Here is a 13,259-nt window from a genome sequence, read left to right as displayed (position 1 = left end):
CTCCTAGCCCAGTAACGCGTGCGCGACATGCTCGCGCTGCAACGACGCGTCGCCGAACCATTGGCTGCCCGCCTGCGCCCGCTTGAAGTACAGGTGCGGGTCGTATTCCCACGTAAAGCCCACGCCACCGTGCAACTGGATGGCTTCGCGTGCACAGAAGACGAAAGCGTCCGAGGCGAACGTTCGCGCGCAGGCGGCGTCGAGCGTGAGCGCTTCGTCATCGAGGCCACCCGCTGCGGCGTGGAATGCGCCATACACCGCCGAGCGCGCAGCCTCAACGCGCACCATCATCTCCGCGCAGCGATGCTTGACCGCCTGAAAGCTGGCGATGGTTCGGCCGAACTGTTTGCGCTCCGCCACATAGGCGACGGTGAGATCGAGACACTGTTGGGCACCGCCGACTTGCTCTGCGGCCAACGCCAGACCTGCCAGGGCGCGGGTGCGCGAGAGCGCGCGAACGGCGGCATCGCCTTGAGCGACACATGCACTCCCGTCGACGTGCACATCGGTAGCGCTCACGGCGGCGACGCGTCGTGTGAGATCAAGGTTGCGCAACGAAGTCCGGGAAAGACCGGCGGGGGTGCCTTCAATCGCAAACAAGCCAAGCGCGCCGTCCGGCAGTCGGGCAGGCAGCAACAGCAGTTCGGCGTGCGCGCCATCAGGCACGTGTCGCCATTCGCCCGAGAGCCGGAATCCGCCATCCGCAGGTTCGGCCTTCGCTTCGAGCGTTGCACCGGTGCCGTCGTCCAAGGCGAGCGTGGCCGTCAGCTCACCGCTCGCAATGCGCGGCAGGAAACTCGATGCCGTCGCCTTCGCGGCAGCGCCTGAATCGACGGCTGCTGACTCTTGAAGCAGCGTCGCGCCAAGGCACACGGTGGCGAAGAACGGCGAGCACAGCAAGCGGCGGCCCATCTGTTCGAGCAACAACGCCAGTGCGACGCGCGACAAACCCAGACCACCATCGGCCTCGGCGATGGCGATACCGCACCAGCCCAGTTCCTGACCGATGCGTGTCCAGAGGGTCGAATCGAAGCCAATTTCGCTGTCCATGGCGGCACGCACCGCCGCCGAGTCGCTGTGCTCGGCGAGGAAATCGTGCGCCACGTCGCGAATCATGGCTTGCTCCTCGCTGAGCGAGAAGTCGATGAGTTCGGGCGAGGCGTTCATGCGCCGTACACCGGTTGGGCGGGCACGCCGCGCTCGATCAGGGCACGCACCACGTCGCCCACTTCACCGGGTTCCCAACGGCTGCCCTTGTCTTGCATCGGGCCCGTACGCCAGCCATCGGCAATCGAAATCTGACCGCCCGCCGCTTCGAAGATGCGGCCCGTGACGTTGCGCGATTCGGCACTGCCCAGCCACACCACCAGCGACGCGACGTTAGCCGGGTCCCAGTAATCGAAGCTGCCGTCTTCCGGCTTGCGAACGCGCTCGGCCATCGCCGATTCGGTCATATGCGTGCGCGCCGCAGGGGCCAGTGCATTGACGGTGATGCCGTAGCGTTGCAACTCGGCCGCCTGCACCAGCGTTAGCGCCGCAATGCCCGCTTTCGCCGTGGCGTAGTTCGACTGCCCGATCGAGCCTTGCAGCCCGGCACCGGACGTGGTGTTGATAATGCGGGCATCAACGGCATTGCCCGCCTTGGCACGATCCCGCCAGTGACGGGCGAGAAGGTTCGACAAGCAGAAGTGGCCGCGCAAATGCACGCGCATCACTTCATCCCAATCGTCTTCCGTCAGACTGACAAACATGCGGTCGCGCAGATTCCCGGCGTTATTGACGAGCGCATGCACCTCGCCGTACGCGCTCACGGCGGCGTCGACGATGCTTTGCGCCGTCTCGAGACGGGAAATGTCGTGCGCACTGGCGATGGCGCGTCCGCCCTGCTCGACAATCGCGCTAACGACGTCGGCGGCCGCCTCGGCACGCACGTCGTTGACCACCACGTTCGCCCCTGCCTGCGCGAAGGCCAACGCGTAGGCACGTCCCAGTCCCCCGCCTGCACCAGTAATGATGACGGTGCGTTGATCACAAATTCCCATAGCTCTCCTGCTCCTGCACGTTATTCGGTGTGTTCTGGTGTGCTGCGATCAATTCAGACGTTCGATGATCGTGACGTTGGCTTGCCCGCCGCCCTCGCACATCGTCTGAAGACCATAGCGGCCGCCGGTGCGCTCCAGTTCATGCAGCAGGGTCGTCATCAGCTTTGCACCCGAAGCGCCGAGCGGATGCCCCAGCGCAATGGCGCCGCCGTTGACATTGGTTTTCTCGTGGGGATACCCCGTCTCCTTGAGCCAGGCCATCACGACGGAGGCAAACGCCTCGTTGATCTCCACGAGATCGATGTCGGCGAGCGTCATGCCCGCCTTCTTCAATGCGGCCTCGGTGGCCGGAATCGGTGCGCGCAGGTGCCAGATGGGGTCGTCGGCGAGCACGCTCATGTGATGAATGCGCGCACGAGGCTTGAGGCCGTAACGCTTGACTGCCGCCTCGGAGGCGATCAGCAGCGCGGCGGCGGCATCGCAGGTCTGGCTCGACACAGCCGCTGTGATGGACGGATATTCCGGCGTCACGGGTTCAAGCCCCGCCATCTTCGCCAGCGTCGTCTCGCGCGTGGTTTCATCCATTTCGAGGCCCGCCAGCGGCACCACTTCGCGGTTGAAATACCCCTGTGCAATGGCATGACGCGCCCGGCGATGACTCTCCAGCGCGAACGTTTCCATATCTGCGCGCGACAGTTGCCAGTGATCGGCAATGCGTTGAGCGGCGTAAAACTGGTTCACCGGCTGGTCACCGAAGCGCTCGCGCCAGCCAGTACTGCCCGAGAACGGATCGGAGAACCCGAGCGGCTGACCGGCCGTCATGGCATAGGCGATCGGCACCATGCTCATGTTCTGCACGCCGCCCGCGATGACGACGTCTTGTGTACCGCTCATCACAGCTTGTGCCGCGAAGTGAAGGGCTTGCTGTGACGATCCGCAGGCGCGGTCGATCACAGTACCCGGCACGTGCATCGGCAGTCCGGCGGCGAGCCACGCCGTGCGGCCGATGACACCGGCGTTCGGGCCAACGGCATCGACACCGCCAAAAATGACGTCGTCGTAATCGTCTGCGGGAATTGCGTTGCGCTCGACCAGCGTGCGCAAAACGTGCGCGCCGAGATCGGCCGGGTGCACGGCTGCCAGCCGGCCTGCGCGCTTGCCCGTGGGCGTACGGAGCGCGTCGATGAGGTATGCGTCTGCCATGGTGTCCTTGTCTCCTCGATTGAGGTGCTAGCGCGACTTGCGGCGCTTGCCCGTGAGTTCAGAATCGATTCTCGATTTCACGCTCGCGCGCCGCATCGTCCATCAGGACTATGGAAGCGCCTCGATCAAGCGGGCGGATAGTCGGTGTAGCCTTGCGGCCCGGTGGTGTACAGGGTGTGGCGGTCGAAGCGCGCGAGTGCGGCGCCGTGCTGCAACCGGGCTACCAGATCCGGGTTCGCAATGAAGTGACGGGCGAACGACACCGCCTGTCCGGTGCCATCGGCCACCGCTGCGCGCGCCGTGTCGCCGTCGAAGCCATCGTTGACGATGAGCGGGCCGTCGAAATGACGGCGCACCAGTGCAAAGGCATCGACTTCCGGCTGCGGCGACCGGCTAACGTGGACATACGCCAGTCCCAGCCCCCGGATCGCCGAGAGCAATGTGCCGTAGGTTTGCGCGGGTGCCGGGTCGTGCATATCGTTGTACGGGTTACCGGGGCACAGCCGCAGCCCCACACGGCCTGCGCCGATGGCCTGACTCATGTGTTCGAGCACCTCGACGGTGAAGCGTGCACGAGCTTGCAGCCCGCCCCCGTAACCGTCGTTGCGTCGATTGCTGCATTCGAGCAGGAATTGCATGGGCAGATAGCCGCTGCTGGCGTGAAGCTCAACGCCATCGAAGCCCGCCGCGCGAGCATTGATTGCCGCCTGACGATACGCCTCGATGGTCGCGGCGATCTCGGCGAGCGTCAGCGCTTCCGGCGTGTCTGTGTCGGCCAATCCGGCAGCGTCCGTATAAATTTGCGAATGCGCGCGAATCGCCGATGGTGCGACAGTGCGTGCCCCCGTCTTGTTGTGGTGCGAGGCGGCACGCCCCACATGCATCAGCTGCATCACGATGCTGCCGCCCTGCGCGTGCACGGCGTCGGTCACACGCCGCCATCCCGCCAGTTGTTGCGGTGTCACGATGCCCGGTGTGCGGCAATAGCCCTTGCCATCGAGGCACGGATAGGTGCCTTCCGTGACGATCAGCCCTGCCGCGGCACGCTGGCTGTAGTAGTCGACATGCAGGTCGGACGGTGCGTCGTTCTCGTCGGCCCGGCTGCGCGTCATCGGTGCCATGACGATGCGGTTGCTAAGGGCGATATCACCCAGAAACGTTGGCGAGAACAGGTCGTTCGGTTCAGCAGCGATTGCAGGGTTATTCACGGCCAGCGCCCTCGACAAAGCTCACGCGAAGCTTTGGCGCCGCACTGCCACGCCGCATCGTCGCGAGAAACTGTTCCAGAGGCGCAGGCGCGGCGACCGCCGGCAGTCCTTCGGGCTTCTCGGCCCAGAAGCTCTGCCACGATGGCCAAAGGTCGTGCCAGTGACCGTCTTCCAACGGACGGCCCGGCCAGCGAATCTTGTGATCGCCGATCGGTGGCTTGTTCAGATCGCTCGCGTACAGGTAGCACGGCAGACGGCGCCGGAAATGCCACCGCCCGTCGATACGCTCGTAGTCGTCCCAGTAGAGCATTTGCATGATGACCCACTCGGGGCCGGTCTCATGCTCGTTCTTCGAGTACACGACACCGCACGCGTGATCCGCGTCCTGAAACTCGATGATGTGCCCGCCGATGTGATGCGAAGTGACAGTGAACTGCTCGCGCAGCGTGCGATCGATCCAGCGTTTGAGCGCAGCGCGGCCGGTCTTGCCCTCGCCCACGGCGACGTCGTGCGCGAACAGATTCACCCATGCATCGAGATCACGCATATCGAGCGCCAGCGAGTACTTGGCGGCGAGCATGCGGATTTCCTCGATCGACTCCAGCCGGTCAACGCGCCGGGCCAGTTGATCCATCTCCATCGGAAGCTCCTGTGCAGAAGGGATTGGTGCAGATGCGCCATGGCCCGCTCACGCGGGCCATGGGGATTGATTGGAGGATTTTGACGACTGCGCCGGGTCAATGGCAGTCGAGGCGCTCGACCAGACCGTCTTCACGCTTGATATCGGGACGCTTGACCATCGTGATGGCATCGGCACCGACAAGGAAGTGGCTGAGTTGGGTCGCCGAAAGCGAGCCGTTCACGCGCCCGCGAATCGACGAGGCGTTTTTCTCGATCCACGACGTCAGCGTGGCACCGTCGAACGACTTCGTGGCTTCGACGGCGGCCTTGAGCACATAGACGCCGTCGTAGGTCATGCTCACAACCTGTGCGTTGAGCTTGTCGACGTTCTTCGGATCGAACGCTTTGAGGCGCGTGACGAACTTGCCGAATTCCGTCTGACCGACCGGGTCCTTCGGGCAATACGTGTACGCCTTGAGCATCGTCGCGTAGATATCGCCTTGCTTGAATACGTCGGGGGTGCTGGCGCGAATGACCAACGGTGCACTCACGCCCGCCACCATGCTCATCACCTTGGTGTTCCAGCCGAGATCCTGCATGGTGCGGAACACCACGCCCGAATCTTCACCGGTGGTGCTGATCTGGAAAACGATATCCGGGTTGCCGCGCTTGAGCGCGAGCACCTGAGCGGTCACGTCGGAGGTGCGCGATTCATGTTCCTGAACGCCGGTGACTTTCACGCCACGCGCGGCCAGCATGCGCTGGAAGATGGCCGTGCCCGCTTTACCCTGTGCGCCGTTATCGGCAATGATCGCAGCCGTTTTCACCTTGAGCTGCTTCACGGCAAAGTCGATCATCGCTTCGCCCTGCGCTTCGATCGACGTCCACATGCTGAACGTGTAAGGCGCGACCTGCGGCGTGAGCGACGTCGAACCCGATAGCGCCACGCTGGCCACGCGTGCCTGTGTCAGCACCGGCGCAATCGCGAGCGTGACCTGACTGATCGTCGGGCCCATCAGCAATTGGACTTTCTCTTTGGACACAAGCCGCTTCACTTCGGCGACGGCCTGCGTGGGATCGAAGGCATCGTCGCCAACGAACAGCTCGACCTGACGCCCCAGAATGCCACCCGCCGCGTTGATCTCCTTGACGGCCATCTTCGTGCCCGTGAGGCTGGCGTAGCCCGTGGCAGCGCCAGCACCGGTAATCGAATAAATCGCGCCAAGCCGGACCGGCTCGCTGCCTTGCGCCCAGACGCCGCCCGCTGCGATGGCGGCGGCAAGCGCCAGCATGCCAGTTGCCGCGTGACGAATTACGCTCCTCGTGATTCTGCTCATGGTGTCTCCGTTTATCGTTTGCTTTTTTGGTTGCTGCGCGCCATCCGGCGCCCGCAAGTCATACTGGCAGCGCGCTGGCGACAGGGCATCGTTCAATCGGACTAGCGCAATGTGCCGAGCGCACCGATGTGTCAGACCATCCAGTTGCCGCCGTTGACGAGCAGCGTTTGGCCCGTTACGTAGCTGCTTTGCACACTGGAGAAGAACGCGACGGCGTTGGCGATATCGTCAGGTTCGCCGATGCGAGCCATCGGAATACCTGCGATGACTTTGTCGAGTTGGTCTTTCGGTGTTTGCTCCAACGCTCGCGTGCGTGTGGCGCCCGGACCGATGGCGTTGACGTTCACACCATACGGGGCGACTTCCCGGGCCAACGCTCGGGTAAAGCCGATCACCCCGGCTTTCGCAGCGGCATAGTCCCAGCACCGCAGTGCACCATTAAGCGCCGCCTCGGTGGTGATGTTGACGATCTTGCCCCGGCGCCGCTCGCACATGCCAGCCACCACTTGATGCGAGCACACGATGACGGTTTTCAGGTTGACGTCGAGCAGGAAGTCGAGCGTCTCGATGTTGGCGTCGACGAAGCTCGACATGCGCTCGCGGGGCCCCTGCCCCACGTTGTTGAGCAGCACGTCCACGGGACCGAGTGTGGCAGCGATATCGGCGAATGCCTCGCGAACATCGCCTTGGTCGGTGCAATCGAGCGCCAACGCGTGGGCCCGGCGGCCGAGCGCTTCGATCTCGTCACGCAGCGACGCCAGCCCTGCGACGTCGCGGTCGAGTAGCGCCACGTGAGCACCGTCTCGCGCAAAACGCAGCGCTGTGGCACGGCCGATGCCGTTGGCTGCGCCGGTCACGACGGCAATCTGGTCCGCCAGTGGCGGAAGGTAGTTCGGGGGCGTCTCCATCAACTTGCTCCTGTCGTCGGTCAAGGTAGATTCGGTAGGTCACCGGCGACCATAACGGGACGAAAATCGGGCGGAATCGTCCAACTGGACGATTACCCCGGGTGCGCCCGCCCGTAGACTGGCGCAACGCCCGTCGAGGGCTCATTGGCAGGGAGACACACATGGAGTTCACAACGCGAAGCGCGCTGTGCGTTGCCGTCGTCGCAACGGCACTGGGCTTAACCGCATGCAGCAGCCCGCTGACGTCGCCGGACCGCCCGCCAGCCGGATCATCAGCGGCGTTCCGCGCGGGCTACACGCTCGGCTGCACCGCCGGGCGTGGCGCTGTCGAGCCAACCATGGTCGAGAGCCGCCTGCCGAAGGACGCTAGCGCTGAGACGCAGGACGGCTGGAAAGTCGGTTATCAGACTTGTTTCGATGACGCCGTGCGTCATGGCAGCCCGTTGAGCAATCGGGGCAGCGGCGCTTGACGGGGTGGTTTTGTCTCCAGCCGCCGCGTTCAAAGCCGCAATAACTCACGCGCCTCAGCACTGTCGTGTAGTAGGCGATTGACCCGACGTGCGATGCGCCATTGCGGCGCCGCAGCACGTGAAACCGGTATGCGCACCAGCTCCCAACGATTGGCGGCAACCCGCCACACGTGAAACCCTGTCTCATCTGCCCGATATACGCGCGAGCAGGATACTGCGGTCGCGCGATCGCCATCGAGGTTGATCTGAGGCAACCCCATCACGTGCGCGCCGCCCTCCCGAATCAATGTCTGATGGATCGGATGCTCGAAGAGCGCGGCGATTTCGGCATGGCCTTTCGCGACGGCACTCGGCCCAAGATCGTAGATGCCATCGGGCGTCCATAGCTCGGCGGCCTCCCGGCAACGGGCCGGTTCGGTCGCGCTGTCCACTAGCGGCCCATATGAGGCAATCAGACGGAAGATGGCCAACTCGTCGGCTAGCGCTGCGACGGTTCGCTCGAGCGTTTCCCAGCGGCGTTGCGATTCGGTGTGTTCCATATCTCTTTGCGGTTGTGGCGCTGGGCTTACTGAACGAACAACTGGCCGTTGTCGATGCGCACTTCCGATCCCGTGATGAATCGCGCGTCGTCTGAGGCCAGAAACGCCACCAGCGACGCAATGTCCTCGGGCATCGCATAACGGGTGCGGGGGTCGTGCCAGTAGTCGGCGGTGTCGGGAGACATATCGCCGGTGGTGGCGGCAATCGCTTGCGTGAGTACCGCACCAGGGATGACCGCGTTGCATCGAATGCGGTAACCGGCGTCGCGGCAGTGTGCGGCGACGGAGCGGGTCAGTGCCGTCACCGCCCCCTTGGATGCGCTGTAAGCGCAATAGCGGCCCAACCCCGTTACAGCAGCTAGTGATGCCAAATTGACGATGACGCCACCCCGTGGATTGGCCTTCATCGTCCGCACGGCATGGTGGCAGCCGAGGAAAACCCCGTCGGCGTTCACGCGCTGCATCGCCTGCCATTGTGTAAGCGAGGTGTCTTCGATGTTTCCCGATGCGATGAGCGCGGCATTGTTCACCAGAATGTCGATCTGGCCGAAATGCTTGAGCGATTCTGCGATCACATCCGCCCAACTGGTCTCGCTGGCAACAGCGTGATGGAGAAACACTGCCGACTCACTGAATCCACGCAGAACATCGTCTTTCGCCCGCAGCTCGATATCGGTGAGAACCAGCTTCGCCCCCTCTTTGGCCAGCCGCCGAGCGATCGCTCGCCCAATACCACCGCCTGCGCCAGTCACAAGCGCGACGTTACCGGCCAGTCCTTCCATGGTTGTCTCCCGTCAGCAGCTTCGAATCGAATTCGCTTAAGGTGCTTGCCGGTTGAGCGGATGTCATCGTCCGAGCGGACTACACAGGGTTAGTCGTGGGTCTCCGTCTGTGAGATCGACGTGTATTCGTCCACTAATTCGTCGGACTGCATAGACGACGATGGCGTCTCGTCATCCGCCGTCAGTTTTGCCATCTCGTCATCGTCTCGTGTCAGGCTCGCCTCAATGTCTTTCAGGTGAGCGGTGAGATCGACATCGCCAATCACCGACCGACCAATGGCCAGCATCTCCTCGAAGTCCGGAACGCTCAAAGTGTCGAAGTTCACCGTCAAGTCGTCTCCCGCGCGCCAGAACTCCCGCATCAGTGACGGGAACGGCATGCCGTCTTTAAACGCTTGATCGCCACAGTGAGCGCGAGCCTCGGTGAACGCCGCTCTGAGCATGCGGTAGTCTTCAGCTCTGTCGCGTACGGCATTGCGCGCCGGGGCACAGATCTGTGTGAACGCATCAACAATCGGCTTACGCGCTGCATCGCTCAAATTTCGTACGGACTGGGCAATTCGATAGATCCGTGCCGTACCTCGCTTAGTGAATGCGACGCTTCGCTTCATGTATCCCTGCATGTCGAAACTTGAAGTCATGGTCGAACCGACGCGCTGGCGCTCTCGAAAATCACTGCCTTGGTGCACATGTGCCAATAGCCGCACGTGCCGCTCGCGCAGCCGATCCGTATACCCACGATCGGTACGAACGTTCCGGCGCAGCCTCAGCCCTTGGGCTTGAAACAGTAGATTCTGGATGGTCAACGGACCACAACTGGTGCCGTCGGTTTGAAGCAATGCGGTCGTGTCCTCGATTTGGGCGCCGGGAAAAACAGCCTGAATTTCCTGAAGCACCGCCCTATGCATTCCTCGCAAATTACCTAGCGGGTCGACATATCGCACAACCGCAGGCGGGACTAAGCCTTGCGGCGATAGCACGATGACGACGCCGACCCAATGGTAGTTGCCGATGTTGAGCGGGACGAGAATCGTGTGTCCCGGTTCGTCATCTTCGCGAAGGGATATCCCCGTCTCCTGCAGCCGTGCCTGCAATTGTCCAGCATGCATATCGTCGGCCGGAGGAACAACGGTCACGTTCGGAAGACCGAGTTGTGCGACCTCGGCGTGCAAAATGCGATACATGTCGACGTCTTCATACTGGTAGGCCGGGTTGACGTCGAGAGTCTCTTCACTTAGCGACGCATCGCTGCCAACGTCGCCTTGCTTACTAGCCGCCTCGCCCGCGTCATCGACATCCATCGAGACGGATGTACCGCTTAGCAGGAACGACGACACGTCGGGTTTTTCCAACAGGGTCGGCGCAATATCTGTCATCGGCGTTGTGCCGGTTTTCGATGTGTCACCTGACGCTTTGTCGAGTGCTGTCTTTCGGACCAATTTCGTATTGGCCCACGCCCGCGGATAGGCCTTGGAGATCAGATCGAAGTGAATCTCGCGGGCTACCGCCTCCTTCTCTTTGCTGTTGGGCTCCCCCTCGAGGACTTTTGTGTCGAGTAGCCCGAATATGGCACTTTCAATTTCCCGCTGAATTGACGTCGAAAGATGATGCTCCGCCTCCAGCAGAATTCGCCTCGATTTCCCCTCGCTCTTCCCCCCCGTGTCGGTCGCTTCCAGGGTTGCGCCCGGAACATTGTTCGTGAAATTGAGCAGCGCACGAAGGCCGTTCTGGAGTAGAGACACTCGCTGAGCATCTCCCTTAGTGGAGGCCAGGCGAGCGACGACATCGGCGATTTCACCGCTTGCCTCCTCTCGATTGCGCTCCCCCGCATCGGTGTCTTCAAACACGTCGGCCAAGCGCTTACCGTTGGCTTCCACCTCTGTCCAAAGCAGCTTCAGAATGGTCGGCGCATCGTCGATCTTGGTGCCGATCAGTGCTTGACGCAGCCGGTCCAGATGCACAATCCATGCGGTGGTGTGTGCGCCCATGCCGCCACCGATCAGTGGCGATGGACTACGACCGGCAAACTCAATCTCGGAGATGATGCCGGTTTGTTGCATCCGAATTTGCACGGCCGGCCCGGCGACGCGTGTTGTCGCTTGCTGACCGGCCAATGCATTGGAAGTCAGCTCGCTTATCGAAGCGTCATCTGCGTCATCTAGCTCATCCTCGGACTGATCCTCGTCTTCGACGTCATGGACTTCGTCGTGTTTTCGCTTCTTCGAATCGTGCTTCGCGCTCTCGTCCGACATATCGGCCATCTTCGTCTGCGCGTTGACGCGTTTCGGGGCGGACGTCTTAGGCTGAGGTTTTTTCTTGGTCTCTGCGTATTGCTCCAGATACTGCCTACACTGAGCGATCTGCTTCTTCGCACTTTCGATGCGCTCGCGATTCCTCTCGATGTCCGTGTTGAGGTCACGTAGTTGCCGGGTAGCCCGTTTTGAGAGCAGACCTCGAGTAGCGGTCCAGTTCTGGATCTGCGTCTCGTAGTCCTGGACTCTGGACGCCAAGTGCTCGACAGTGCTCGCCCACTCTTCACGCATATCGGCCAGCACGAGGTTCGTCAGTTCAACGCGCAACAAGTGTTCACCACCGAGATGTAGCATGACGCGAGGAAAGCTGTGGGCCATCGTCGCAATATGGTGATCGACCATGCGCCCAAGCCGTGCTAATGGATCCGCCCCGTCCTCGAACACCCCCCCCATGCGCTGAACCAAACTCGAATCCAGTTCCGCGGCCACGAGCGCGGCTGCATTGTGGTCGAAGACCCCAGTGAAGTCCTCGAAGAGCGAAAGCCCATCGCTGTCGCCGTCACTGTCGCTTGAAGTCGGCGCGCCCCCGGTATCCGACGCCGAAGTCGAAGCCCTTGCCTGCGTTTCTGCCAGATGGTCTTCCGCCGCGCGCAATCTTCGCAATGGGCCGGATTCGCCTTTCCCCTTGCCGGCCAGCGCCTTCGACTTCGCCGCCACGTTGATGGTCGAAAAGGGAATGAGTTCGACGACATCGAGATACGCGGAAATCAAATCCTGAAGCCTCGTGAGCTCCAATGCGCTGACGGTGCGTGCACGGTCGATAGTCAGTAGCTCATGGGGTGCAGGCAAGGCCAGTCGCAGCGTGCGCATGTGTGTCCAAGCCGCCAGCAGCCGCTTACGTGGTTCGTCGGCCATGGCGGCAATAACCGCGACTCCCGGCAATTCAACGATGCCGCCCACCGTTAGGTCGAGCTGTGCCAGCGCATCCCAGAAGTTCTGATGGGCAAGATCCCGTACGAGCGTTGCCTGGCGCACTGAAAACGCGGTCAAGTGGTCGCCGGCCGATCCCGAATACACGTTCGGCGGGCGCCCCACAATACGCACTGAGATCGCGTTCGTGTCGTCGAGGGTGACCTGTGTGGCAATGCGCTGGATGGCAGGCTCACCCGAAGCGGAGAGAGACCGGAGATTGACCAAAGGGTCATCCAGACCGTTGTTCGCATGTCTATCGACCGATCCGCTGGCGCCCGATTGCAGCGCCTTCTGCCCCATCTCGTCGGCTTCGCGCTCAAGCGCAGCATCGTCGTTGAGCGCTACCCCTTGCTTCATTTGGCGAGTAATCGGCACGCGCCCTTGCTTCTGCTGCACCACGTGCCACGCCTCGTGCGGCAAATGGTGCTCCTGGCCTGGTCCGACATAAACATCGGTGCCCTGCGCATAAGCGTGCGCTTGATGTTGAGCTGGCTTCGGCGAGTGATAATGCACGCTCACATCGTCCATCGACAGGCCAGAGAGCATCTCAATGCCCGTTTTGACGTTATCGGGTAGCCCTGTGGTGTTGGTTCTGACGGGTAACGCGGGCTGTAATTGCATCGCGTCCGGGCTGCCGAGCACCACTTGACGCTGAGCTTCCAACTGCTGCACTCGCTGGCTGCCGTCTGCGATAGCTTGCAGTTGCCTCTGACGGGCGGCCTGGGGCCGAGCATCGACCACGACCGCGCCCGGTCCGGGCTCTGCCGTCCGATCGGCCGATTGCAGCAAGTCGCTGGTGTCGGCTTGCTGAGAACGCGATGCTGTCCCCATTTCTTATCTGATCCCCGTGACGGTCATACGGCCAAACGCAAGATCTCGAATTATGCAGCAACGCTACTGTGGCGCGGCTCTCGTGGCGCGTAAG

General features: G+C 62.3%; 11 protein-coding genes. 1 reads left to right on the top strand and 10 read right to left on the bottom strand.

Annotation, left to right across the window (positions count from 1 at the left end; translation table 11 throughout):
- Positions 1-3: 3 nt before the first annotated feature.
- From ACPWR9_RS10995 to ACPWR9_RS10965, 7 genes are all read right to left on the bottom strand, one after another.
- The gene (locus ACPWR9_RS10995) at positions 4-1,167 is read right to left on the bottom strand and encodes an acyl-CoA dehydrogenase family protein (protein ID WP_426296918.1); all 1,164 of its coding nucleotides are present in this window, start codon (positions 1,165-1,167) and stop codon (positions 4-6) included.
- Complete coding sequence (locus tag ACPWR9_RS10990; RefSeq protein WP_426296919.1) at positions 1,164-2,042, bottom strand: SDR family oxidoreductase; 879 nt, start codon at positions 2,040-2,042, stop codon at positions 1,164-1,166. The genes ACPWR9_RS10995 and ACPWR9_RS10990 overlap by 4 nt, the downstream gene beginning before the upstream one ends.
- Positions 2,043-2,090: 48 nt before the next feature.
- Complete coding sequence (locus tag ACPWR9_RS10985; RefSeq protein ID WP_426296920.1) at positions 2,091-3,245, bottom strand: acetyl-CoA C-acetyltransferase; 1,155 nt, start codon at positions 3,243-3,245, stop codon at positions 2,091-2,093.
- A 125-nt stretch (positions 3,246-3,370) separates the two neighbouring features.
- Positions 3,371-4,453 carry an alkene reductase gene (locus ACPWR9_RS10980; RefSeq protein ID WP_426296921.1) on the bottom strand — a complete coding sequence of 361 codons (1,083 nt, stop codon included), beginning with the start codon at positions 4,451-4,453 and terminating at the stop codon, positions 3,371-3,373.
- Positions 4,446-5,087, bottom strand: a complete 642-nt coding sequence (locus ACPWR9_RS10975) for a nuclear transport factor 2 family protein (RefSeq protein ID WP_426297955.1) — start codon at positions 5,085-5,087, stop codon at positions 4,446-4,448. Before ACPWR9_RS10975 ends, ACPWR9_RS10980 begins: the two co-directional genes overlap by 8 nt.
- 103 nt (positions 5,088-5,190) lie before the next feature.
- The gene (locus ACPWR9_RS10970) at positions 5,191-6,411 is read right to left on the bottom strand and encodes an ABC transporter substrate-binding protein (protein ID WP_426296922.1); all 1,221 of its coding nucleotides are present in this window, start codon (positions 6,409-6,411) and stop codon (positions 5,191-5,193) included.
- Positions 6,412-6,542: 131 nt separating this feature from the next.
- A complete protein-coding gene (locus tag ACPWR9_RS10965; RefSeq protein WP_426296923.1) occupies positions 6,543-7,319 on the bottom strand; it encodes an SDR family NAD(P)-dependent oxidoreductase in 777 nt (258 codons plus the stop codon).
- 161 nt (positions 7,320-7,480) lie between these two features.
- Between ACPWR9_RS10965 and ACPWR9_RS10960 the strand changes: the two genes are divergently transcribed.
- Positions 7,481-7,789 carry a hypothetical protein gene (locus tag ACPWR9_RS10960; protein ID WP_426296924.1) on the top strand — a complete coding sequence of 103 codons (309 nt, stop codon included), beginning with the start codon at positions 7,481-7,483 and terminating at the stop codon, positions 7,787-7,789.
- Positions 7,790-7,818: 29 nt separating this feature from the next.
- Here the strand turns inward: ACPWR9_RS10960 and ACPWR9_RS10955 are convergent, their stop codons facing one another.
- From ACPWR9_RS10955 to ACPWR9_RS10945, 3 genes are all read right to left on the bottom strand, one after another.
- Entirely contained in the window at positions 7,819-8,328 is a 510-nt protein-coding gene (locus tag ACPWR9_RS10955; RefSeq protein ID WP_426296925.1) for a nuclear transport factor 2 family protein, read from the bottom strand.
- A gap of 26 nt (positions 8,329-8,354) precedes the next feature.
- The gene (locus ACPWR9_RS10950; RefSeq protein ID WP_426296926.1) at positions 8,355-9,110 is read right to left on the bottom strand and encodes an SDR family oxidoreductase; all 756 of its coding nucleotides are present in this window, start codon (positions 9,108-9,110) and stop codon (positions 8,355-8,357) included.
- A gap of 89 nt (positions 9,111-9,199) precedes the next feature.
- Positions 9,200-13,165, bottom strand: coding sequence for an eCIS core domain-containing protein (locus ACPWR9_RS10945; RefSeq protein WP_426296927.1), 3,966 nt, complete (start codon positions 13,163-13,165; stop codon positions 9,200-9,202).
- Between the last annotated feature and the right edge of the window lie 94 nt (positions 13,166-13,259).

It is taken from the genome of Pandoraea pneumonica (assembly GCF_049918595.1).
Classification (GTDB): Bacteria; Pseudomonadota; Gammaproteobacteria; order Burkholderiales; family Burkholderiaceae; genus Pandoraea; species Pandoraea pneumonica_A.
This window is presented reverse-complemented; position numbering and strand designations above follow the sequence as displayed.